The organism is Hymenobacter daeguensis, assembly GCF_054780555.1.
Genome location: NZ_BAAGWC010000007.1, coordinates 64,454 through 88,884 on the forward strand (window position 1 = coordinate 64,454; position 24,431 = coordinate 88,884).

Genomic DNA, 24,431 nt, shown 5'->3' on the forward strand with positions numbered 1-24,431 from the left:
GACCTGCTAATTATCTTTAATGTATGAAAGCATCTGACTATATCGCCTATTTTCTGGAGGCTCAGGGCGTCGATACCGTCTTCGAAATGTCGGGCGGCATGATTACCCACATGCTCGACTCCATGCACCAGCTCACGAAAATTGACATCGTGAGCATGCACCACGAGCAGTCGGCTTCGTTCGCCGCCGATGCTTACGCCCGTGTGACCGGCGTGCCCGGCGTGGCGCTGGCCACCAGCGGCCCGGGTGCCACCAACCTGCTTACCGGCATTGCTTCCTGTTTTTTCGATTCCGTGCCCGGTGTCTTCATCACGGGGCAGGTCAATACGTTTGAGCAGAAGGGCGACCGCGCCATCCGGCAGCTCGGCTTTCAGGAAACCGATATTGTGAGCATGGCCCGCCCCGTGTGCAAAGCCTGCTACGAAGTAAAAGATGCCCTGGAGCTACCCCAGGTGCTGGAAGATGCCTTCCGGACGGCCCTCGGCGACCGGCCCGGCCCGGTGCTGATTGACATTCCGATGAACGTGCAGCGGGGCGACATTCCGCCGCCCGCCAATGGCTTCCAGTGCGTAGTCCGCGAAGGCGTGAGCAATGAGCTAACGCCCGAAGTGCTGGAGGAGTTGGCCCAAGCGCTGGCCGCCGCCAAAAAGCCGCTGATTCTGGTGGGCCGGGGCGTGCGCTCGGCGTTTCAGGTAGAGGCGTTCCGTCAGTTCACCAAAATGGTGCAGGTGCCTGTAGTCGCCTCGCTGCTGGCAGTGGATGCCATGACGTATGACGACCCCTTGCGCGTGGGCTACATCGGCTCCTACGGCAACCGCTGGGCCAACATGGCCATTGGCCTGAGCGACTTTATCCTCGTGCTCGGTGCCCGCCTCGACATTCGCCAGACCGGCCCCGACACCAAGTTCTTCAAAGAAGGGCGCGCTATCTATCACGTCGATTGTGACCCGGGGGAAATCAACAACCGCGTGGTAGGCTGCCGCCCCATTGTGGCCGATTTGGCCGATTTCTTTGCCGCCGCCAACCGGTACTACAGCCCCACCGATTTTGAGGCCCGCCCTGAGTGGACCACCGAACTTCGCGACCTGCAAACCGAATGGGCTGATACCAAAGAGCACCCCAATCTGGTAGGCATCAACCCCAACGAGTTCATGCATGCGCTGTCGAAGCCCGGCCTGGGCTCCGGCTATGTGGCCGATGTGGGCAACCACCAGCAATGGGCCGCTCAGAGCTTGGAGCTCACGGGCGACCAGCTATTTCTGACTTCTGGCGGCTTGGGTAGCATGGGTTATGCGCTGCCCGCAGCGCTGGGCATGTGCTTCGCTACGGGCCGCAAGCCGGTCGTCGTCATTGCCGGCGACGGCGGATTTCAGATGAATATTCAGGAAATCCAGACCATTGCCCACCACAAGCTGCCCGTTAAAATGGTGGTGGTGAACAACAACTGCCTGGGCATGATTCGGCAGTTTCAGGATTCGTACTTCGAGGGCCGTTACCAAAGCACGTTCTGGGGATACAGTGCCCCTGATTTTATCAAGATTGCCGAAGCTTACGGAATTCCTGCTCTTTCGGTAAGCGACCCGGCTAAGCTGGACGAGGCCTCGGCCTGGCTCTGGCAAGACCCGCAGCAGCCTGCCCTGCTGCAAGTGATGGTTGACTCGCATACCAACTGCTACCCCAAGATTGCCTTTGGCCATCCCATCACCCAGATGGAGCCCTTCGTGAAGCCACTGGAAATGGAAGGCACCTGATTCTTCTGCCTGCTGAAAAGCCTGCTACTCAAATCACCTTACCTTTGCGGCACCAATAAGCCGACTGCTACATGCAAAAACAGGAAACCAAATACAAGAATATTAACGAGGCGCTGGAGGCTCAGCTTCAGGAAGCTATTCTACCCAATGTCACCAAAACCATCGTGCCCGGCCAGGATTACATCCCGGTAACCGGCAAGGTGCTGGACGTAGATGACCTGATGTACGGCGTGGATGCCACCATCGACGGCTGGCTGACAACCGGCCGCTTCGGCCCGAAATTCGAGCAGAAGCTGGCCAAGTGGTTCGGCTGCAAGTCGTCCATCGTGGTCAACTCGGGCTCGTCGGCCAACCTCGTGGCCTTCTACACCCTGACTTCGCCCAAACTGGGCGACCGCGCCATCAAGCCCGGCGACGAGATTATTACGGTGGCTGCCGGTTTCCCCACCACGGTCAATCCGATGATTCAGTTCGGCTGCGTGCCGGTGTTCATCGACGTTGACATTCCGACCTACAACATCAAGGCCGAGCTACTGGAGCAGGCCGTGACGCCCAAAACCAAGGCCATTATGATGGCGCACACGCTGGGCAACCCGTTCAACCTGGACGAGGTGATGCGCGTGGCCAAGAAATATAACCTGTGGGTGATTGAGGACGACTGCGACTCGCTGGGTGCTACCTACAACGGCAAAAAAACCGGCACCTTCGGCGACCTTGCCACCCTGTCGTTCTATCCGGCCCACCACATCACCATGGGCGAAGGCGGCGCGGTGCTCATCAACAACATCAAGTTGAAGATGATTGCCGAAAGCTTCCGCGACTGGGGCCGGGACTGCTACTGCGAGCCCGGCAAAGACAATACCTGCAACAAGCGTTTCTGCTGGCAGCTGGGCGAGCTGCCCTACGGCTACGACCACAAATACACCTACTCGCACATCGGCTTCAACCTGAAGGTGACCGATATGCAGGCTGCCATTGGCCTGAGCCAGCTCACCAAAGCCGACCACTTCGTGCAGCGCCGCCGCGAAAACCACGCCATGCTGTACCAGAAGCTGAAGCAGTTTGAAGAGCACTTCATTCTGCCCGAAGCCACGGAAGGCGCTGACCCGAGCTGGTTTGGTTTTCTCATCACGCTGCGCGACGACAGCCCGCTGAGCCGTCAGGACATTGTGGAGTACCTCGAAGAGCACAAGATTGGCACCCGTCTGTTGTTTGCCGGCAACCTGCTGCGCCAGCCCGCTTACCAGGGCATTGAGCACCGCGTGGTGGGCGACCTGGCCAACACCGACACCATTATGAACCGCTCGTTCTGGCTGGGCGTGTGGCCCGGCCTGCAGGAAGTGCACTACGACTACATTGTAGAGGTAATCGGCCAGTTCCTTGCTTCGCGCTAATTATACTATGACTGGGCTTGCAAGCCGTCTTTTTCGTCCCTAAAAGCGTTAGACCTCACCCGAGCACATTCGCTTAGGTGAGGTCTAATACTTGGTGGATAGCAGGAGCATTCCGGCAGGCTAATTCATTCTTTATCACTAACGCCATTTTCAGAATAAATAAAGCAAGCTAATGACTGAGCACATTCCCCAGGTAAGCGTATTAGTGCCTACTTACAACCGCAGGCAGCTTATTCAGGATACCATTGCGAGTATTTTAGCTCAGACCTTTCAGGATTTTGAAATTATTATTACCGATAACTGCTCACCCGACGATACGGAGCAGGTAGTCGCCGCTATTAACGACCCCCGGATTGTTTACGTTAAAAATGCCGTTAACATCGGGCCGGTTAATAACTATAACAAAGCCCTGCGGCTGGCGAAAGGCAAATACGTTTACGTATTTTCCGACGATGACACCATGGTGCCGGAAAATCTGGAATTGCGTGTGGCCGTCATGGAGCAGTATCCAGGCGTCGGGCTCGTGCATTCCGATATCAATGTAATTGATGGCAATGGTACGGTGACAGCTCCCAGCCACTGGGCTGCCCGCCACCCCGGCATGGCCAGCATGTGGCAGGAAATAGTAGCCCAGCCGTTAATGGACAAAAGCCGGGCGTTTCATTACCTGTACTACAATTGGAATTTCGTCTCGATGCCGGCCGTGCTGATGCGGCGGGAATTGCTGCTGAAGCACGGCTTGGAATTCAACAACCAGCTGCGCTACATCTGCGACTGGGATTTGTGGATGCGCGTGGCATTGTTCGGCGATTTCTATTTCATTAATAAACCGTTGGTTTCGTACCGGCTGCACGCCAGCAACGATGCCAAAACCCTCACGGCGAAACTCTACCTCCGCGAAATAGTGGTGAGCAAGCTGGGCATGGTGAACCTGTTCAATCGGCTGGACCTGCACAAAAAAAACTATCTGGCTGATATCGTGCGGCTAGCTAAACAGCAGCTGGTATATGCCGGCGAGAATGAAACCTTCTTCCAGGAGAAGTCGCAAGAGCTGCGCTCATACCTGAAAAAGAACCTGTCGCCGTCGTCTCTCGACTGGCTAAAAAAACTCAGAAAATAACGAGCTGCGAATTGCGTGGCGGCTGAAGGCCACATTCCCCGTTTATGTGCCGCGCGCCCCGGCGATGCCCGCACCGTTTCATGACTACCTATGGCCAATTCCGTTTCCCGTAGCCGTTCCGCGCTAATGGGTACTATTTCCTCGCAGGCGTTTACCATCATTTCCATGATGGTATCCATTGTCAGTACCCCCATGATGCTGCGGTATCTGGACAAGGATGCGTATGGCCTGTCTATCCTGTTCTTTCAGATAACCAATTATTTAGGCTCTTTCGATTTTGGCATCGGAACCGCCGTTATCCGGCAGCTGGCCATGTATCGCGGCGACGATGAGCACAATACGTTCATGGTGAACCAGGTATTGAGCACGGGCACTATTGCAGCGGGCGTTTTGGGGCTGGTGGTCACCATTGCGGCGTTTTTCTTTGCGCCGTTTGTGCCAAGCATCTACCACCTCCGCCCCGATTTGGCTTCGGATGCCGTGCCCATTATCTGCTGGATGGGTTTGTATGCCGGCCTGCAGTTTCTGCAGCGCGGTACGGGCGGGCTCTTCTTTGCGCACCACCGCCAAACGCTGATTGGCACCGCCACCTTCGTGGTTACCCTATCGGGCACTATTCTGACCGTCGTGTTTCTGTATTTTGGGGGCGGGCTGTGGTCATTTGTGTATAGTGCATTCTTTCAGTTGATTGCAAACGGAGTTGTGCAGTTTGTGCTGTTGCGACGCTATTACCCGCACCTGCGCATAACGTTCCGTTATTTCGATGCGAAGCTGTTGCGCGAGCTTTTCAACTATGGCATTTTCCTGTTTGTGAACGGAGTGGCCGGCCTGATTATCATGCAGACCGACCGCCTGGTCATCGGGCAGATTATCTCATTGGCAGCCGTATCGGTGTTTTCGCTTACTACGCGCATTCCGGAAATAGCCATGGGCCTCATTGCCAAAGTGATGGACAATGCTACGCCCGCGCTGATGGAAATCACTACCCGGGAAACGAAGGAGCAGGCCCTGGTGCAATACAAGCGCATTCTGGTGCTGGTGACAGCCCTGTGTATGCTCTTGTTCTGGCTCATCGTGAGCCTGAATGGCTGGTTCATCGCCCTTTGGGTAGGGCCTAGTTTCTTTGCCGGCAAGCTGGTGCTGGTGCTCGCGCTGGGCATTACGGTGCAGCAAACGCTGGTGCGGACCGGGTCTTCGTTTCTTTACGCCAAGGGCATTACCCGTTCCATAAGCCTGATGGGCCTGGTGGAGGCTCCCATCAACATCACGCTGTCCATATTCCTCGGGCATCGCATTGGGCTGCCGGGCGTGCTGATTGGTACGCTGGTGGCTTCGCTGCTCACCTCGGTGTGGTACACCCCCTACCTGCTGAAAAAACATCTGGACCTGACGCTGGGAGCCATCATGGGGGCCGTGGTGCGGCCGCTGATAGGCATAAGTCTGGCGGGGGCGGCCATCTATGGCCTGGTATGGGGCGTGCGCCAGGTACTGCCCGACTCGCTGTGGCTGTTTGGGGCGGTCGGAACCGTGGCTACGCTGCTGCTCACGGCATTTACCTGGCTGCTTTTCCTGCGCACGCCATTTGCCACCTACGTGCCTGCGCCGTTGCGCCGCTACCTGCTGGTGACGGCCTAAGCCGGAACGCCATCGCCAGAACTTTTTTGGCAGGCTGCGGGTGTTGTTCAACGCAATTGACGAAACGTGCTGGCTGATAGCGACCAACCAAAATTTGTTGACAGACTATGAAAATCCTGCTTACGGTGGAGGACCTGCGCACCGGCGGTGCCCAAACCTTCGTTCTCCGGCTGGCGCAGGCGCTGCACGCGGCCGGGCACAGCGTCCATCTCTACAGCCACTACGCTCACCATACCAACGAAGACCTGGTGCGCCAGCTGGCCCCCGATGTGCCGGTCATTGCCTTTGGCGGCAATGGCGTAGCCGATACTGCCCTGCGCAAAGCCGACGGCCTGCGCCGCCGCTTCGGCTTCACCTCTTCGTGGCGCGAAACCCAGCTGATACGGCACCTGCGCCAGACCATCGAGCGCCTGCGGCCCGATGTGGTGAACACGCACACCATCAAGGCCGATTATGCGGCCGCCAGGGCACTGCAAGGGCTGAATATTCCGCTGGTTATTACCATGCACGGCTGCTACGAGCTGTTTCTGCACAAAGCTGATGCGCCCGAAGTGACGCCCAAAGGCAACTACGCCCTGCAGCACGCGGCCAGCGTGGTGTACCTGACCGACAAGAACCTGGAAATTTTCCGGCAGCCGGGCGTGCGGCCCCTGGCCAGCCTGCCCCATGCAAAAATCTATAATGGGTTCGATGGGCAGTTTTCGGCGGCCAAAGCGGAGCACACCCGGCAAAGGCTGGGCATTCCGGCCGATGCCTTTGTGGCGGGTATGGTGGCGCGGGGCATCCCAGAGAAAGGCTGGCAGCACGCCATCGACTCTTTTCTGGCCCTGAGCGAAGCCTTCGAAAACCTGCACCTCGTGCTGGTGGGCGACAGCGACTACCTCACCGGCTTACGGGCGCAGTATCCGCATCCGCGGCTGCATTTCACGGGCTTCTCGCGTAATCCCATCGATTGGGTCGATTTGTTTGATGTGGGGTTGCTGCCCAGCTATTTCCACGCCGAAAGCCTGCCCAATTCCATTGCCGAATATCTCTCGTGCGGCAAGCCCGTGATTGCCAGCCGTATTGGTGAAGTGCCTGCCATGCTGGAAACCGACCAGGGCCTGGCCGGGGTAGTGCTCGACCAGGCCGACTGGCGGCTGACTGACCCGGCGCAGCTTACGGCTGCCCTGCGGGCTTACCTGCTCGACCCGGCCTTGCTGCGGCAGCACAGCCAGCTGGCCGAGCGGGCCTTCGAAAAATTCCGGATGGACCGTTGCGTAGCCGCCTACTTAAAGATGTACCGGCCTGGCTAAGCCGGCGGGACCACGCGCCGGGCTTCCCATCGTGTAATATCTTTGTTCTTCAACTTTAACCGGCCGGGCCTGAAGCGTATCAGCTGCACCGGTTTCTGTTAAGTCTAAATGTGTATATGCAAAATATTTTAACCCGTTTTACCCGCTTCGTTTTATGGCGTACCGGCCTGGGGCGTAAGATTGCCGCCCGGTTCTGGCAGATTCGCAGCGACGACTCGGTGCATGAGCAGCTGCTCATGCGGCAGGAAAACGTGTTCGATAATTTGCCTACGGAGTTTGACGACCCGGTTTTCAGCGCTTTCGTTGCCGAGGACAGCGCCAAATGGAATACCCAGACCGAGTACGTCATCGGCATCGACGATGTATTGATTGAGCCGGAGCGACTGCTCGGCACCAAGGGCTTCAATGAGCTGATAGAGCAAACGGTCGTGTTTAAGCACGACCGGCAATATCCCTACATCATGCCGCATCTGCTTAATCGCAACTCGGCCAAGCCCATTGAGAAAGCCGTGCTGTACGATGGCTCGGCCACGCGCAACTACTACCACCATTTTGTGGATGCGCTCAGTTCGCTCACGGTGTGGGACCGTACCAATCTGCCGCACGACCTGCCGCTGCTGGTGAACCGCTACGTGTACGAGCAGCCCTTTTTTCAGTACCTGTATAAGAGAAGCCACCAGTTCCGGAGCCTGAACTGGCGCATTGTGGAGCCCGGCGAATGGCTGCGCGTGGGCAAGCTCTACAAAATGCAGGCACTGCATTTCAGCAAGGAAACCTGGCGCCAGATGCGCCAGCTGTATGAAATGCCCGAAAGCCGCCCGCACCGCCGCGTATTCCTGAACCGCGACCGCAAGCTCTATACCCGCTACCTCACCAACGAAGACGAGGTGTGGGCCATGCTTCAGCGGCACGGTTTCGAGATGGTGCTGGCCGAGCACCTCACCATTGACGAGCAGGCCCAGCTTTTTCAGGAAACCGAACACATGGTGGCCCTGCACGGAGCGGGCATGATTCAGATGTTCTACATGAACCCCGAGTTCAGCCAGGTCATCGAGCTAATGCCGGCCAACTACCTCATGCCCTTGTACTACTGGCAGGCATATACCATGGGAATGCGCTACTACGACGTAGTGGTGGGCGGCGAGCTGCAGAACGGCAAAGACTACGCCGTGGACCTGCAGAAGCTGGAAGCAGCCGTGGTGCGGATGCTGGCCAACAACAGCCCCACCCCCGTGTACGGCAAGACGCAGCTACCTGCCTGAGCGCACGGCCTCGTTGATTTTCAAAAGTTAAGAAGCGGCAAACCCGGGTGGGTGCCGGAAGGCGTTTCAACGCCTGCGCGGCAAAAGTTGGCCGCCAGCTAGTTGTGCCACCGATTTTGCAAATGATGACAACCAATTCGGATACCCGGCCCCGGCTGCTGTTAATTATTCCAAACCGTGGCTTGGGCGGTGCCCAGCGCGTGTTCCACGACCACAGCGTGGAGCTGAGCAAAGACTATCAGGTAACGGAAGTCGTCTTCAATAAAGACGATGCTGACCTCTACCCCAGCGGCAACCCGGTAGTGAGCCTGGATGTGCCCGGTGGGGGCAGCCCCCTGGCCAAAGCCCGAAATTTCTGGCAGCGGGTGCAGCGCCTGCGCCAGCTGAAAAAAGAGCTGGCCTGCGACGTGGCTATCAGCCACCTGGAAGGGGCCGACTATATTAATCTGCTCAGCAAGGGCCGCGAAAAAGTGGTGCTGCTCATTCACGGGTCCAAGGTGCACGACCTCAACATCAGTGGGGCCGTGGGCTGGCTGCGAAAGAAGGTGCTGATGCCCCGGCTCTACCAGCGGGCCGACAAGGTGGTGACCGTGAGCCGTGACATTATTCCGGAAATGGCCGGGATATTCGGCGTGCCCCAGGCTAAGCTGCTGGCCATCAATAATTCATTTGAGGTAGAGCAGGTGCGGGCACTGAGCCGCAAGCCGCTCGATGCCGCCATGCAGGCCGTGTATGATGCCGCCCCGGTGCTGGTGACCTCCGGCCGCCTGGCGGTGCAGAAAAACCAGGCTCCCCTGCTCGATGTATTTGCGGCGCTGCTGAAGCGGCAGCCTGCCAAGCTGGTCTTCGTGGGCGATGGCGAGCTGCGCGAGCCGCTGGTGAGCCACGCCCGGGCGCTGGGCCTGCGGGTGTACCAGGCCATGAGCCAGCCCGCCGAGGCATTGACTCCGGACTACGACGTGTACTTCGTGGGGATGCAGAAAAACCCTTTCCAGTACATTCGGCCAGCGGCGGCGTTTGTGTTTCCCTCGGCCTGGGAAGGCTATCCGATGGCCCTGGGGGAGGCCATGATTTGCGGCATTCCGGTGGTATCAACCGACTGCCCCACCGGGCCCCGCGAAATGCTGGCCCCCACCACGGCCGCGCCCAAAACGCCGCTGCGCCACGCCGAGCGCGCCGATTTCGGCCTGCTGATGCCCATGCTGAACCAGCCCGCCAGCCTCACCGCCGACATTGCCTGCTGGACCGATACCCTGGACCAGCTGCTGCGCGATGCCCCGGCCCGTGAGCAGCTGGCCGTCGCTGCCCACCGCCGCGCCAACGATTTCACGCCCGAGCACATCTTTGCCCAATGGAAAAAGCTGATTTCCGGCTTATTGCCTGCCAAAGCACGTTAGGCAACGGTGCTTAGCGGCAAGGGCTTTTTCGATTTGCTATGAACCCAACTCCCCGTGCTGTTCCCGTCCGGCCCCTGGTTCTGCTCGTAGACAACTCGCGGGCGGTAACCGGTGCCCTCAATGCGCTGCGCCACGCCACCAGCCCGCTCCGCGACCGATTCGATTTTGCGTACGTGCTGCCCACCGGCAGCACCGGCCGCGCTGTGCTGGAGGCCGATGGCTACCGGGTACACGAGCTGCCGTTTGTAGAAATCAGCCGACGGCCGGCCGATTTGCTGCGCTACCTGCCCATGCTGCTGCTCAATGGCTGGCGGCTGCGCCGACTGGCGCGGCAGGAGGGCGCGCGGGCGCTGCACATGAATGACTTTTACAACCTGACCGGCTACGTGGCCCGCTGGCTGAGCCTGGGAAAGCTGCCCGTGCTCACGCACGTGCGGTTCCTGCCGCAGGTGTTGCCGCAGCTATTTGCGCGGCCGTGGCGCTGGCTGGCCGAGCACGCCGCTCAACGGGTATTGTGTGTGTCGGAGGCCGTGCGGAGCTACTTTGCTTCGACCAATGCCCACGTGCAAACCGTGTACGACCCGCTGCCTGCCCGGGGCGAGGAACTGCCGCCCTACACCGTTGGCACCAGCCCGGCGGCCTCCCTGCGGCTGCTGTACCTCAGCAACTACATCCGGGGCAAGGGCCAGGACCTGGCGCTGGCGGCGTTTCGCACTGCGTATGCTCAAAACCCGGGCCTGCGCCTGCATTTTGTGGGCGGCGACATGGGCATGGCTAAAAACCAGGAGTTTCGGCAGGAGCTGGAAGCGGCTGCCCGGGCAGCCGGCTTGCAGGATGCCGTTCAGTTTGACGGTTTCGCGGCGAATACCGAAGCGGCCATGAAGGGGCACGACATCGTGCTCAATTTCTCCGAAGCGGAGTCCTTCTCCCTCACCTGCCTCGATGCGCTGTACTACGGTGTGCCCCTCATTGCCTCCGACTGTGGGGGCCCGGCCGAGCTGTTTGAAAACGGCCAGTCCGGCCTGCTGGTACCCAACCGCGACGTGCCTGCCATGGCGGCCGCCATCGTCCGGCTGGCCGCCGATGCGGCGTTGCGGCAGCAATTCTCAAAAGCCAGCCGCCAATTTGTGCGGACAAAATTTGCCCCTGCCGGTACCTATGAGCTGCTTGCGGCGTGCTACCAGCGCCTCATCGGCCCTTTGCCGGCCTGATGGGCCTTGCCGTCGCCTTTGCCGCGCGGCGTACCTTTGCGGTTTATTTCCAAAGCCTATTCGCTCGTGCGTATTCTGTTTCTAGTGCCTTATCCGCCCGGCCGGGCTCCCTCGCAGCGCTTTCGTTTCGAACAATACCTCGGTTTGCTGACGGCGGCGGGCCATCAATATCACCTGGCGCCGTTTATATCGGTGGCAACCTGGGACATTCTCTACAAGCCCGGGCAGGCTGCCGCAAAGGCGATGGGTATTCTGGGTGGTTTTCTGCGTCGGGCCAAGCTGCTGTTTTCGGTGCCGAAGTATGATTTCGTGTTTGTGCACCGGGAGGCCGCGCCGGTGGGCCCGCCCGTGTTCGAATGGCTGATTGCCAGGGTGCTCGGCAAGAAAATCATCTACGATTTCGACGATGCCATCTGGCTGGCCAATACTTCCGAGGCCAATAAGATTGCCGCCGGGGTGAAGTGGCACCACAAAGTGGCCGACATCTGCCGCTGGGCCTACAAAAACAGCTGCGGCAATGCCTATCTGGCCGATTATGCCCGGCAGTTCAACCCCCGGGCAGTGGTCAACCCAACCACCATCGACACGGTGCATCTGCACAACCAAGTGCGCGACCAGGCTGCTCCCGGCCGCCTCGTCATTGGCTGGACCGGTACCCATTCCACCCTCAAATACCTCGACCAGGTAGTGCCCGTGCTGGCCCGCCTGGAGGCGGAGGGACTGGATTTTGAGTTCCGGGTTATCTCCAACCAGCCGCCCAATCTGCCCTTGCGCTCCCTGGTTTTCCTGCCTTGGCGCAAAGACACGGAAATCGCCGACCTGCTCGGCTTCCATGTGGGCCTGATGCCGCTGGAAGATGACCCCTGGGCCAAAGGGAAGTGTGCCTTCAAGGCCCTGCAGTACATGGCCTTGGGTGTGCCGCCGCTCGTGTCGCCGGTTGGCATGAACACGGAAGTGGTGCAGCATGGCCAGAACGGCTTTGTGTGCGCCACGCCGGCAGAGTGGGAAGCCAGCCTGCGCCAGCTATTGCAGGATGCCAGCCTGCGGCAGCGTCTGGGGGCGGCCGCCCGTACCACCATCGAGCAGCGCTACTCGGTACATGCCAACACAGCTAACTTTTTGGGCTTGTTTGCTTAAGCACGGGCCAGCTGCCGGGCTGTGAGTTGTTGGCGTTTGGGCTTGGCCGCGCTTACTGTTGCGCTTTGCAGGATGTAGAGGCCCGCGAGGTAGAACGGCATCAGCGGGACTTTATAGCGCACCAGCGTGCCGAAGTTGCCGCTGGAAATCCCCACGGAAATCGCAAAAATCAGGCTGAAAACGAAGCAAAGCGTTAGTATCGGCATGCTGCTGATGGCTTTCAACGTTTTGAAGAACCCCACGCGCCAGAATATGCGCAGGGTGAGGAACAGAAAATAGGTGGCTTCGAGTGCCGAAAGGGCCATGGTTGGGTTGCGGGCCTCCCACAGAAACGGCCGAAACAGCGAAACGATAATGGCCTGCGGGGCCAGCTTTACCATGCTGCCGATGGTTCCGTCCTGCACCCCGATGTTGTAGCCCGAGCCCTGTTCGGTTTTACTTACCTGCTGCAGGTAGTCGGCCGTGAGCTTGCTCTGAGCCCCAATGTTGTCGATATTGAAGCGGGCGTCGGCCGCCGAGAGCTGGGCAATGGCGTAAACGGCAATAAGCGCGCCCACTCCCAGAAACAGCGGTTTTACCAGCCAGCGCACGGCCGTGTTGCTGATGTCGCGGGTACTTTCGTTGAAGACCCATAGCAGGGCCGGCGGCAGAAAAGCCAGAAGAATGTAAATCTTCATGGCGAAAATCACCCCGATAGCACCTGCCCCCAGCAACACGCAGCGCAGGATATTCTTCCGCTCAATCGCCCCGCGGTAAAAGGCATAGAAAAGCCAGCCCAGCGCGCCCAGACAAAGTGAATCCTTCAGCAAGCCCGAGCCCCAGAAAAACACCGACGGCAGAAAAAAGACGGCAGTGGCAAGCTCCTTGTACGCCTGCGGCCGGATTTTGGCAAACGTCATGTACATCGCCCACATGCCGGTGAACGTAACCGCCGCAAACATTATTGCAATAACTGTGTAAGTATCAAAGGAAAGCAGCGCAAATACGGCCGCTACCCTAATGACGAAGTACTCGTTGCTGCCGTGCCCGAACCAGGTAAGCTGAGCCACATATTTGCTGATGGCAGGGGTTTCATCGCCTGCAGTGGTGACCAACTCCCAGCCCGCCGCAAACGAATCGAAAAAGGCATTGTACACGATGCCAGCCTGACGATAGTAGTTATTGGTATCGCCGCCGTAGAGGGTATGATATAGAATGCCCAGCGCAATGGCCCCGATAAGCTTAACCGATAGCGCCGGAATAAAATACTTTCTGGTGTAAACGTTGGTAACGGAAGCGCGTAGCGAATAGGCAATCAGGTAAATAATTGCCAGGTAGAAGGGCGTTATATAAAGGTCTTTTAATTCCATTCTGACCGGCGGCTACTTAGCTTTCTTCAGATACAACTTCGCCTCCTTGTATTGTTCCGACTTGTGGTCGGCTTTGTCGGCCACCACGGTGTAGTAGCGCTTGGCGGCGGCCAGGTCCTTCTCCTTAGCGGCCAGCCGGGCCAGGTTGATGTTGGCAAACAGGTAAAACCCGCCCGAGGTGTCGCCGGTGCTTTCGGCAAATACAATGCACCGCTGATAATAGTCTTTGGCCTTGGCAATGTCGCGGTAGCGGTTCTGCATCAGGTAGCCCAGGAAGTAGCTGGCGTAGCGCCCACTGATGCCTTCGTAGCCGGGCATGCCTTTGTTTATCTTGTCGAGAATCTCGCGGCTTACCCGCTCACAGTCGGTAAATTCGCCCTGGTCGTAGGCCAGCAAAGCATAGAAGCGCTGGAAGTATCCATTATCCGGAAACTTTGTGGCCAGGTATTTCGAAACCGGCATGGCCTCTTCGGCATTGTTCTCCTCATTTTTGAGAATACGCATGAGGAATACCCGCGCCTCGGTAGCGGTGTAAAACCCGTTGTTGGCCACACTGCGCAACTGTTGCAGGCCCAGCTTCTTATCGCCTTTGGGAAAGAACAGCAGCACGGGCTTCAGCAGCGGGTAGTTGTCAGGAATCCAGACGGCGTAGTAGTTAAACAGCGCCTGCCCGAACTGAAACTCCGGGCTCAGTCCATTGGCTTCCTGGCTTTTCTTCAGAAAGTTCAGCGAGCGCCGGGCCCCCACAGTGGCCTTGCGCCAGTCGTGCCGCTCGGCGTGCAGCCGCGCATCGAAGCCGTAGGCGGCCGAGAGGAAGAAGCTGGCTTCGTAGTTGTTGTTATCGGCATCGTAGAGCCGTTGCGCCTTGGTCACGGCCGTGTCCATGTAGGCGAAAAAGGTTTTGTCGTATTGCGACGACTGAAAATTGGTGGGCATAATCTTCCACCACGTGCTCAGCCCCAGCAGAAAGTAGGGCATGGGGTGGTTGGGATAGCGCCGCCGCAACGAGCGAAACTGCTTTTCGGCCCGGTCGTACTTGAAATTGTAAATATTCTGGACAGCTCCGTCCAATTCCAACTGAATATCCTTATCCAGCAGCAGCCAGCCTTTGGTATCAATGGCCGAGGGCAATACGCCCACCGAGTCGAGGGCGACGGTTTTCATGGCCGGAGGAGTGCGGATTGTATCAAGCTTCTGAGCTCTGCCCAGCAATGGTGTCAAAAGCAGACCCAAACAGATACAAAACAGCAAACGCAGCATAGAATAGAAATAGAAGACAGGCCTAACCGGAGGCCCGCCCGGCGCTAATATGACGGAAAAGGGAATGGTCCTGCTAAAGTACGGACTTTGGCCTAGCTTTGGGCGTAATTCTCTTTGCCCATGCAACTGCTTCACGACCTTTGCCGCATTCCGGCCCCCGCCGGCCACGAATCGGCCCTCACCAGATTTGTACTGGACTACGTTCGCCAGCATCAGACTTCCTGGCAACACCAGCCCGAAATAATCGCCGATGAGCGCTTTCAGGACTGCGTGCTGCTGGTGTTTGGCCAGCCGCGCACGGCCGTGTTTGCCCACCTCGACAGCATCGGGTTCACGGTGCGCTACGGGCGGCAGCTGGTACGCATTGGCGGCCCGCAGGCCGAAGCCGGCTACCGTTTGGTGGGGCAGGATTCGCAAGGATTGGTAGATTGTGAGCTAACCATAGACGAAGAAACCGGGCAGCTGGGTTACGCGTTCCACCGCGAAATAGACCGGGGCACGGAGCTTACCTTCTATTGCGACTTCCGCGAAACCGAAACTACCGTGCAAAGCTGCTACCTCGACAACCGCCTCGGGGTGTGGAATGCGCTGCGCCTCTGCGAAACCCTGGAGCACGGCATTATTGCCTTCTCCTGCTGGGAGGAGCACGGCGGCGGCTCGGTGGCCTACCTGGCTAAGTACATCAATGAAACGTACGGCGTGCGCCAGGCCCTGATTTCGGACATTACCTGGGTGACGGAGGGCGTGCACGCCGGGCAGGGCTGCGCCATCTCCCTGCGCGATTCGCTCATTCCGCGCCGCGCCTACGTGGACCGCATCCGGGCCATTGCGGCGGCCTCGGGCATTGCGCACCAGCTCGAAGTAGAAGGCAGCGGCGGCTCCGATGCCAAGGAATTGCAACACGCCGCCGCGCCCTGGGACTGGTGCTTCGTGGGTGCGCCCGAAGACCACGTGCACACGCCCGATGAGCTGGTGGATAAGCGCGATATTGCCAGCATGCTGGCGCTCTACCAGGTGCTGATGCAGGAGCTGTAGCCGGGCGGGTTAGCGGGCGGCTACAGTTCCTGTGCTTCGGCCACGGGCGAGCGCTCGGGCGCGAAAGTGTATTGAACGGCCTTTTCCAGCACGAGCTTGCGGCGGTAGTCCAGCAACTGGTTGAGAACCGGAATCTTATGTTTCTTGATGAAGCCCAGGGTTTGACCCATGAGGCTGTTGTTGGCTACGTAATCGATGTCGCTGGTGAAGCCGGCGGGTTTCATCAGAAAAGGCGTGACGCAGCGCAGGCTATGAATGGCTTTGTCGCGGTAAAAGGAATACCAGGCATCGGGGGCATCGCGCAGCGGAAGCACCCAGTTCATCATGCCCCGCGCCGCCTCCAGGCTGATAATGTAAGCGGCCGTCGAGCCAAAGGCCCACGGCATCATCGGGTACGCTATCCGGTAGGGGCCGCTGAGCTTCTCGGTGTCCTGCTCAGAAAATACGGTGAGCATGTGGTTATTCTGCGAGAACAGCAGAATGGCCTCGTTGGTCCTGATTTTCGGCTCTATCTCGGCCAGAATAGCTTTCAGGCCGGGCTCAATAATAATATCGTCTTCCATAACCAGGGCATACGGCAGGTTATCCGCCACAATGCGCTGATAGATATGGTAGTGGCTCAGAATGCAGCCGTACATGCCCTTGTGCATGAGGTGCTGCCGCTTATTAAGCTCTTCATAATCACACACCTGGTTGAGGTACTCATCCGTGAGGGTAGCGCCATCCACTGCCTTTACAAACTCAAATTCGATGCCTTGCGCATCAAGCTGCTGTTGCATAGAAGCCCGCCGGGCGGCCGAGCGCTCAAGATTAATTACAAATGCTTTCATAGAAATCAGGGCCTGATTTGCCGGTATAAATGGCGGTAGGGTAAAAACAAGCCCAAAGATATAGGCTAGGGGGAGAAGACCGGAAGAACTATCTTTTTATATGAATTGCCAATGCGCAGCCCAATCATATAAAAGCAAAGAATCAGCGGCCTTTGCGGCGCGTGGCTGGCCGTGAGCTGCCCTCGCGCCGTCTTGCTCTCAAACGGGTGGTAGCACCGGCTGGCATTCAGGTATTTGGTGGCATGCTGTCGCATTTAGCCGGGTGAATTTGACATTGTGCAGTAATCTGAGGCGAGTACGCTACTTTGCAGCGCAAATCCCACTCATTCTTACTGTTCTCTCTTATGACCCAATACCTTTACGCTGTGCCCGCGCTGGGCATTTTCGCCTTGCTCTATACCTGGCTGCGGGCGGGCTGGGTGGCCCGGCAGGATGCCGGCGACGCCCGCATGACCACCATTGCCGGCTACATTGCCGACGGGGCCATCGCCTTTCTTAAAGCTGAATACAAAGTGCTGGCCCTCTTTGGCTTGATTGCCGGGGCGTTTCTCTTTTACCTGGGCAGTACCAGCGGTAATTCCAGCCCGGTCATCGTCATCGCCTTTCTGATTGGTGCGGTTTTCTCCGCGCTGGCCGGCTACATCGGGATGAAAATTGCCACCAAAGCCAACGTGCGTACTGCGCAGGCGGCCAAAACCAGCCTCAGCGGCGCGCTCAACGTGTCGTTTTCGGGCGGCTCGGTGATGGGCATGGGCGTGGCCGGCCTGGCTGTGCTGGGGCTGGGCTCGCTGTTTATTGTTTTTTATAAGATGTTCGTGCCCAGTGGCCTTGCCAATGGTGCCGAGATGGAAAAAGCGCTGGAAGTCCTCACCGGCTTCTCGCTCGGGGCCGAGAGCATCGCCCTGTTTGCCCGCGTGGGTGGCGGCATCTACACCAAAGCGGCCGACGTGGGGGCCGACCTAGTGGGCAAAGTCGAAGCCGGCATTCCCGAAGACGACCCCCGCAACCCCGCTACCATTGCCGATAACGTGGGCGACAACGTGGGCGACGTAGCTGGCATGGGGGCTGATTTGTTTGGCTCGTATGTGGCCACTATTCTGGCTACCATGGTGCTGGGCCGTGAGGTAACCAATCTGGGTGAAAACGTCTTACACGATAATTTTGGCGGGCTTTCGCCTATTTTCCTGCCCATGGCTATTGCGGGCATGGGCATCCTGGCCTCGCTCGTTGGCATTCTGTGTGTGCGGGTGAAGGAAGGAGGCAACGTGCAGGGCGCGCTGAACCTGGGCAATTATATTTCAGTCCTTGTTTCGGCGGCGGCATCCTACGGCCTTATCATGTGGATTTTGCCGACTGGCAATTTTGAAATCCGGCACATCAGCTTCGATGCCATGCACGTATTCTACGCCGTGCTGGTTGGCCTCGTGGTCGGCACCCTGATGAGCATCATCACCGAGTATTACACCGCCATGGGCAAGCGCCCGGTGATGAGCATTGTGCAGCAAAGCAGCACCGGCCACGCCACCACCGTCATCGGCGGCCTGGCCGTGGGCATGGAATCGACGGTGCTGCCCATTCTGGTGCTGGCGGCCGGTATCGTGCTGAGCTTCAAGGCGGCCGGCCTCTACGGCGTGGCCATTGCCGCTGCCGGCATGATGGCCACCACCGCCATGCAGCTGGCCATCGACGCCTTCGGCCCCATTGCCGACAACGCCGGCGGCATTGCTGAAATGAGCGAGCTGCCCAAGGAAGTGCGCGAGCGCACCGATATTCTGGATGCCGTGGGTAACACCACGGCCGCTACCGGCAAAGGCTTTGCCATTGCCTCGGCGGCACTTACGTCGCTGGCGCTGTTTGCCGCCTTCATGGGCACGGCCCATATCGACACCATCGACATCTCGAATGCGGAAGTGCTGGCCGGCCTGTTTGTGGGCGCCATGATTCCGTTCATCTTCTCGGCGCTGGCCATCGCGGCCGTGGGCCGGGCAGCAATGGCCATGGTGCAGGAAGTGCGCCGGCAGTTCCGCGAGATTCCGGGCATCATGGAAGGCACGGGCCGGCCGGAGTACGAGAAGTGCGTGGCCATTTCGACGACGGCGGCTATTCGCGAGATGATTCTGCCGGGGGCCATTGCGCTGCTCACGCCCATTATTATCGGTTTCCTGTTTGGTCCGAAGGTGCTGGGCGGCCTGCTGGCGGGCGTGACGGTGAGCGGGGTGCTCATGGCCATGTTTCAGAGCAACGCGGGCGGCGCCTGGGACAACGCCAAAAAGTCCTTCGAAAAGGGGGTGATGGTGAACGGCAAGATGGAATTCAAGGGCTCCGACGCGCACAAAGCCTCGGTGACCGGCGACACCGTGGGCGACCCTTTCAAAGACACGTCCGGCCCCAGCATGAACATTCTTATCAAGCTGATGAGCATTGTGTCGCTGGTTATTGCTCCGCACATTGCCCAGAAAGGCGGGGAGCGGGGCATGGCTCCGGTGCAGCTCGAAAAGCGGGTTGAGGTAGCTGCCCGGCCGCACGTGCGCTACGCAGAGGCCCTGGCACCAGCGGCAGCCCAGGTGATTTATACGGTGTTGCGCGAGGTGAAATAGCCCGGAAAGTATTCGGCTTTCCCGGATTCTGCCCCCGCCCGAAGGCAAGGTGCCAGTTGCGGCGCGAAAAAAAGCCACTCCAAAGGGAGTGGCTTTTTTCATAAAAACGCTGCCGAGCGGGGCGCTGGCTGCATTGCGGTAAAGCAATCAACGGCTCCTTATAACGTCCATAAAATCTGGCAAATCTGATAAAGCCAAACGAATCCGTGGTTCAGACAGTAGCTTTGCACCCTCATTACTCACTTCCCGCGCCGCATGGGCCATTCAACCATTACCATCCATAACAAAGAATTTCGGCCGTATTTCACTGCCGCTCAGTTGGATGAGGTGGTGACCGGTCTGGCCGGCCGGCTCAGTGCCGACTATGCCGGGCATAATCCGCTGTTTGTGGTGGTGCTCACGGGCGGCTTCATGTTTGCCTCCGACTTGCTGAAGCGCTTTGTGGGCGAGTGCGAAATTGTTTTCATCCGCGTGGCCTCCTACGAAGGCACCGGCAGCACGGGCGTGGTGCAGGAAATTCTGGGCCTGCGCGAGGAAGTGCAGAGCCGCCACCTCATCATCGTAGAAGACATCGTGGACACGGGCACCACAATGCACCACCTCATGCCCACGCTGCTGGCCAAGGGGCCGGCCTCGGTCGAGATTGCCGCCTTGTTTTTCAAGCCCGCCAGCCTGCGCCACGAGCTGAGCGTGCGCTACGTGGCCAAGGAAATCCCCAACGACTTCGTCGTCGGCTACGGCCTTGACTACGACGGCCTGGGCCGCAACCTGCCCGATGTGTACGTGGCCGTGTAGTAACGTTTCTGGTAACGATTGAGTAACTTGCCCAAACCCACCTCACCAAATCATCTCCCGCGCACAACGCGTCTTCCACAATGTTGAATATCGTGCTGTTCGGCCCTCCCGGTGCCGGCAAAGGAACCCAGAGCCAAAAGCTCATTGCCCACTACAACCTCGTGCACCTGAGCACCGGCGACCTGCTGCGCGCCCAGATTGCCCAGGGCACCGACCTCGGCCTGCAAGCAAAAAAGCTGATGGATGAAGGCCTGCTCGTGCCCGATGCCGTGGTTATTGGCATGATTGGCAGTGCGTTGAAGGATAATCCCCAGGCCGGTGGCTTTATCTTCGACGGGTTTCCCCGCACCGTGGCCCAGGCCGAAAGCCTCGACCAGCTGATGGCCGCGCACAACACGCGCATCGGCTGCATGATTGCGCTGGAAGTGGCGGAGGAGGAGCTGGTGACCCGCCTGCTGGAGCGCGGTAAAACCAGCAACCGCCCCGACGACCAGGACGAAACCAAAATCCGCCGCCGCGTGACGGTGTACAACACCGAAACCGCCCAGGTGGCCGGCTACTACGCTGCCCAGAAGAAATTCCACGCCCTCAACGGCATCGGCCCGATTGACGACATCTTCGCTCAAATCTGTGGTCTGATTGACCAGCACCAGGCTGCCAAGCCCGAAGCCCCGGCCGCCGCAACCAACGAAGTAAAAGCTTAAGAAGTGTTGAATGTTGAGTTTTAAGTGTTGAATAAACACTGACGAGTTGCCGGGAAAGGGCCTTTGGCTCATTTCCGGCAACTCGTTTTTTAACTCGGTTCCTCAGCCGGGGACTCTCTAATCATTCAACCCTCAACCCTCAACACTCAAAATTTCAATACCCCGTGGCCTCCAATAACTTCATCGACTACGTCAAACTCATCTGCCGCTCGGGCAAAGGCGGTGCCGGCTCGCACCACTTTTTCCGGGCCAAGGGCCTGCCCAACGGCGGCCCCGATGGCGGCGACGGCGGCCGTGGCGGCCACATCATCCTCGAAGGCAACTCGCAGCTCTGGACGCTGCTGCACCTGCAGTACCAGAAGCACGTCTTCGCCAAAGACGGCGAGGGCGGGGGCGAAAACCTGCGCTCCGGCGCGCAGGGCGAAGACATTGTGCTGCAGGTGCCCCTCGGCACCGTGGCCCGCGATGCCGCTACCGGCGACCAGATGCTCGAAATCACGGAGCACGGCCAGCGGCTCATCCTCGTGCCCGGCGGACGCGGCGGCTGGGGCAACGACCATTTCAAGAATTCCATCAACCAGGCCCCGCAGTACGCGCAGCCCGGCGAGCCGGCCATCGAGGCCATCATCATCCTGGAGCTGAAGCTGCTGGCCGACGTGGGCCTGGTGGGCTTCCCCAACGCCGGCAAAAGCACGCTGCTGTCGGTGGTGAGCGCGGCCAAGCCCAAGATTGCCGACTACGCCTTCACCACCCTGGTGCCCAACCTGGGCGTGGTGGCCTACCGCGACTACAAGTCGTTCGTGATGGCCGACATTCCCGGCATCATCGAGGGCGCGGCCGAGGGCAAGGGCCTGGGCACCCGCTTCCTGCGCCACATCGAGCGCAACTCCATGCTGCTCTTTATGATAAGCTGCGACTCGCCCGACATCAACGCCGAGTACAACGTGCTCATCGGCGAGCTGGAGCAGTTCAACCCCGACCTGCTGGACAAGAAGCGCCTGCTGGCCATCACCAAGTCCGACATGATTGACGAGGAGCTGGAGGCCGAAATCCGCGCCACGCTGCCGGAAGAAGTGCCCGCCATCTTCATTTCCAGTCTCACAAATAAGAACATCCAGCCGCTGAAGGACCTGATTTGGAAGGCGCTGCATGACTGATTCCCATAGCCGATGCCTGGGGCTCAATAGGTGGCCAGCACAGTTGGCAGTTTCCGGACGGCCAAAGCCTTGCCGGGCTCAAACAGTACTGCTTTGATTTCGGGGTACCGCCGGGCCACTTGTTGCACGCGCTGGGGGTGAGCTGCGGGCACCTGCCCGGCAAAGAGCAGGATGGGCTTGCTCTGCATCTCAATCTGAATGGCAACCTGCTGGCGAAACTGCAGGTAGCAGCCGGTGGCTGGCACGCTGGGGTTGGGCAGGGCAGGGCAGGAGGTCGCCACCCACGTCACGTAGGCGGAGCCGGGGAAATAGCTGGCCACGGAATCGGGGCGGGGCGGGGTCCAGACCCATACGGCTGTGGTGTCGCCGCTGGCGCGGTAGGCGGTCACGAGCTGTTGCCAGGCCCGGCGGTAGGCCCAGGGGCTGCGCGCCGGCAGCAGCGGGCGCAGCAGCAGCTGGTTTTTGCGCTTGATGATGCCCTGCACCGCTTGCTGCAGTGCCTGGCGCTGGGCCAGGGAGCCATTGGCGGGCCAGGTAAGCACGGGAATGCCGCCGCGCTGATTGATTTTCTCAATCAGCCCGACCGGAACTTCGCTAGCGGCGGAGGGCAGCTGCAGGTTGACCAGCTGATTGGTTGAATTGGCAGCTTCGGTCCAGACGGCATCATTGCCAGGAGCTGGCTGGGCGGCCGGCGGCCGGGTGCCGGGCAGCTGGCCGCCGATGCGCAATGGCCCGAAACCAGTATGGGCCCAGATGTAGGCATCGGAAATGGAAACCTGCTCGTGCCACTGCGCCAGCACCAGGCCCGCCGTGCCCAGCACGTTGAGCACAGCCAGCCCGGCGGCAAACGCGATGGAGCCGGAGCGCAGGCGCCGGTTGATGATGCCCGCACCGTTGGCCAGGGCATGGTCGATGCTTTTTTTGAAGGCAAAAAGGGGCTGCCGCGACCATAAAAACTGGCGCAGGCGGTTCAGGAAAGCATGTTGCGCCATCAGTATCGACAGCAGCAGAATCACCACATTGATGAGGGCCAGCGTGGCCATCAGCTTGGTGTAGGGGCCGCGGGTGCCCGGCACCTGCATGCTCACCACCACCGCCACCAGGGATAGGCCAACCAGCACCAGATTGGGCAGGCACAGCAGCCATTCGTTTTTCACGGTGCCCTGCTTGGGCGTGGGAATGTAGGGCACCCGTACGTTAAAGATTGTGTAAACCAGCCCCAGCGAATACACCCACCAGGTGGCAATGCGCAGCAGCCCCCCCGCCAGGTGCAGGCCGGGCTCGTGCGGCTCGCGCAGCCAGTGCTGGGCGTGGTAGCGAATGAGCAGGCCAATGGAGGTGACGGGCACCATGTGCAAGGCGAACTCCGGCAACGAGAGGTGCCACGGAAACTGCAGCAGCAGCAGCGAGGCCACCGGCACCACAATATCGACCAGCGCCACCAGGCCCGAAATAAAGTACAGCGGCACCGTGAGGTAGTGCAGCCGCTGCCGCCCGCTGAACTGGCTGAATAGCTTCGGGTACACGTGGAACAGCAGGTCGAAGGTGCCGCGGGCCCATTTCAGCTGTTGCATGTAGAAGGCCCCGAGGGTGGACGGCACCAGGCCACGACTCACCACCACGGGGGCATATACCGATTTCCAGCCGGCGGCGTGCAGGCGCATGGCCGTGTGCATGTCTTCGGTGAGGCCCGCGGCGTGCCCCCCGATGCCATCGAGCGCCGCCCGCCGAAACGTGCAGTTGGCCCCGATGGCCTGCACGGTGTTGTAGTGGTTCATGCCCATCATCAAGGGGCCGTAGAAGTGGTAGGTTTGCTCGGCGGCGGCTTTCGCAATGAGGCTTTCCTTTTGGTTGCCATAGGCTTGCACCACTTGCACGTAGCCCACGGAGGGGTCGTCGAAGTAAGAAACCACCTGGTCCAGAAAATCGGGCATTACCTCGTGGTCGGGGTCCAGCACCACGCACAGCTCGCCCGTGGCCTGGCGCAGCGCGTTGTTGATATTGCCCGCCTTGGCGTTGCTTTTGTCGAGGCGGGTGACGTGTACCACACCCAGACGGGCGCACGCTGCTCGCAACTCGGGCTCGTCGCCTTCGTCGCACAGGTAGGTGGTGTGCGGGTAGCGCACGGCCACCAGCGCCTCCAGACTTCTGATAATCATGTCGTGCGGCTCGCCGGGGCAGGCCGTCGTGAGCATGTCCACGGTGCGCAGCCGGGTAGCCGGGCTCAGGGGCATTGGCACGGGCACTTTCACATAGGCATAGTGGTACCACTCCTGGAGCATGCGCAAGAGCTTGTAGCCCAGCGAGAACGTGAGCAGCCAGAAGAGCGGCGCATACCCGATGTGACTGCTGTCGGCAAACCACCACACAAAATGCCCCAGCAGCAGCACGCCGATGATGACCAGAATACGCATATGGCGCGCCCCGGCAGCGTGCTCAAACCGGACTTGGGGAAGCTGGGCCTGCTCAGGCTGTGTGGAGGCAAACGGAACGGTTGCTAAG

Annotated in this window: 18 protein-coding genes; 14 read left to right on the top strand and 4 right to left on the bottom strand. The window is 59.4% G+C overall.

What is annotated here, in order from left to right:
• Positions 1-23 precede the first annotated feature (23 nt).
• The 9 genes from ACYVHT_RS10170 (at position 24) to ACYVHT_RS10210 (ending at position 12,202) form a co-directional block, all read left to right on the top strand.
• On the top strand, positions 24-1,751 hold the full coding sequence (locus tag ACYVHT_RS10170) for a thiamine pyrophosphate-binding protein (protein WP_460550705.1): 1,728 nt from the start codon (positions 24-26) through the stop codon (positions 1,749-1,751).
• A gap of 71 nt (positions 1,752-1,822) precedes the next feature.
• Positions 1,823-3,145, top strand: coding sequence for a DegT/DnrJ/EryC1/StrS family aminotransferase (rfbH, locus tag ACYVHT_RS10175; RefSeq protein ID WP_460550708.1), 1,323 nt, complete (start codon positions 1,823-1,825; stop codon positions 3,143-3,145).
• A 172-nt stretch (positions 3,146-3,317) separates the two neighbouring features.
• On the top strand, positions 3,318-4,265 hold the full coding sequence (locus tag ACYVHT_RS10180) for a glycosyltransferase family protein (RefSeq protein ID WP_460550711.1): 948 nt from the start codon (positions 3,318-3,320) through the stop codon (positions 4,263-4,265).
• Between the two features lie 126 nt (positions 4,266-4,391).
• On the top strand, positions 4,392-5,900 hold the full coding sequence (locus tag ACYVHT_RS10185; RefSeq protein ID WP_460550714.1) for an MATE family efflux transporter: 1,509 nt from the start codon (positions 4,392-4,394) through the stop codon (positions 5,898-5,900).
• Between the two features lie 107 nt (positions 5,901-6,007).
• Entirely contained in the window at positions 6,008-7,195 is a 1,188-nt protein-coding gene (locus ACYVHT_RS10190) for a glycosyltransferase family 4 protein (protein ID WP_460550717.1), read from the top strand.
• Positions 7,196-7,311: 116 nt separating this feature from the next.
• Positions 7,312-8,457: a glycosyltransferase family 61 protein gene (locus tag ACYVHT_RS10195; RefSeq protein ID WP_460550720.1), complete on the top strand. Its 1,146-nt coding sequence runs from the start codon at positions 7,312-7,314 to the stop codon at positions 8,455-8,457.
• A gap of 122 nt (positions 8,458-8,579) precedes the next feature.
• On the top strand, positions 8,580-9,854 hold the full coding sequence (locus ACYVHT_RS10200) for a glycosyltransferase (protein WP_460550723.1): 1,275 nt from the start codon (positions 8,580-8,582) through the stop codon (positions 9,852-9,854).
• 38 nt (positions 9,855-9,892) lie between these two features.
• Positions 9,893-11,065, top strand: coding sequence for a glycosyltransferase family 4 protein (locus ACYVHT_RS10205; RefSeq protein ID WP_460550726.1), 1,173 nt, complete (start codon positions 9,893-9,895; stop codon positions 11,063-11,065).
• A 66-nt stretch (positions 11,066-11,131) separates the two neighbouring features.
• Positions 11,132-12,202, top strand: a complete 1,071-nt coding sequence (locus ACYVHT_RS10210) for a glycosyltransferase family 4 protein (protein ID WP_460550729.1) — start codon at positions 11,132-11,134, stop codon at positions 12,200-12,202.
• On the opposite strand, the gene ACYVHT_RS10215 is transcribed toward ACYVHT_RS10210, so the two are convergent.
• Both ACYVHT_RS10215 and ACYVHT_RS10220 read right to left on the bottom strand, forming a co-directional pair.
• Positions 12,199-13,551, bottom strand: a complete 1,353-nt coding sequence (locus tag ACYVHT_RS10215; RefSeq protein ID WP_460550732.1) for a hypothetical protein — start codon at positions 13,549-13,551, stop codon at positions 12,199-12,201. The two genes, ACYVHT_RS10210 and ACYVHT_RS10215, sit on opposite strands and share 4 nt — an antisense overlap.
• Positions 13,552-13,563: 12 nt before the next feature.
• Positions 13,564-14,715, bottom strand: coding sequence for a tetratricopeptide repeat protein (locus tag ACYVHT_RS10220; protein ID WP_460550735.1), 1,152 nt, complete (start codon positions 14,713-14,715; stop codon positions 13,564-13,566).
• A gap of 216 nt (positions 14,716-14,931) precedes the next feature.
• Here ACYVHT_RS10220 and ACYVHT_RS10225 point away from each other — a divergent pair, with 216 nt between their 5' ends.
• On the top strand, positions 14,932-15,846 hold the full coding sequence (locus tag ACYVHT_RS10225; RefSeq protein ID WP_460550738.1) for a M20/M25/M40 family metallo-hydrolase: 915 nt from the start codon (positions 14,932-14,934) through the stop codon (positions 15,844-15,846).
• 20 nt (positions 15,847-15,866) lie between these two features.
• Here the strand turns inward: ACYVHT_RS10225 and ACYVHT_RS10230 are convergent, their stop codons facing one another.
• The gene (locus tag ACYVHT_RS10230; protein WP_460550741.1) at positions 15,867-16,676 is read right to left on the bottom strand and encodes a glycosyltransferase family 25 protein; all 810 of its coding nucleotides are present in this window, start codon (positions 16,674-16,676) and stop codon (positions 15,867-15,869) included.
• A gap of 344 nt (positions 16,677-17,020) precedes the next feature.
• On the opposite strand from ACYVHT_RS10230, the gene ACYVHT_RS10235 reads away from it, so the two are divergent.
• The 4 genes from ACYVHT_RS10235 to obgE all read left to right on the top strand — a co-directional run bounded on the left by ACYVHT_RS10235 (position 17,021) and on the right by obgE (position 21,929).
• The gene (locus tag ACYVHT_RS10235) at positions 17,021-19,273 is read left to right on the top strand and encodes a proton/sodium-translocating pyrophosphatase (protein ID WP_460550744.1); all 2,253 of its coding nucleotides are present in this window, start codon (positions 17,021-17,023) and stop codon (positions 19,271-19,273) included.
• A gap of 255 nt (positions 19,274-19,528) precedes the next feature.
• Positions 19,529-20,068, top strand: a complete 540-nt coding sequence (locus ACYVHT_RS10240) for a phosphoribosyltransferase (protein WP_460550747.1) — start codon at positions 19,529-19,531, stop codon at positions 20,066-20,068.
• A gap of 80 nt (positions 20,069-20,148) precedes the next feature.
• Entirely contained in the window at positions 20,149-20,772 is a 624-nt protein-coding gene (locus ACYVHT_RS10245) for an adenylate kinase family protein (RefSeq protein WP_460550750.1), read from the top strand.
• A gap of 164 nt (positions 20,773-20,936) precedes the next feature.
• Positions 20,937-21,929 carry an Obg family GTPase gene (gene obgE / locus ACYVHT_RS10250; protein WP_460550753.1) on the top strand — a complete coding sequence of 331 codons (993 nt, stop codon included), beginning with the start codon at positions 20,937-20,939 and terminating at the stop codon, positions 21,927-21,929.
• A 23-nt stretch (positions 21,930-21,952) separates the two neighbouring features.
• On the opposite strand, the gene ACYVHT_RS10255 is transcribed toward obgE, so the two are convergent.
• Complete coding sequence (locus ACYVHT_RS10255) at positions 21,953-24,343, bottom strand: glycosyltransferase family 2 protein (RefSeq protein WP_460550756.1); 2,391 nt, start codon at positions 24,341-24,343, stop codon at positions 21,953-21,955.
• Between the last annotated feature and the right edge of the window lie 88 nt (positions 24,344-24,431).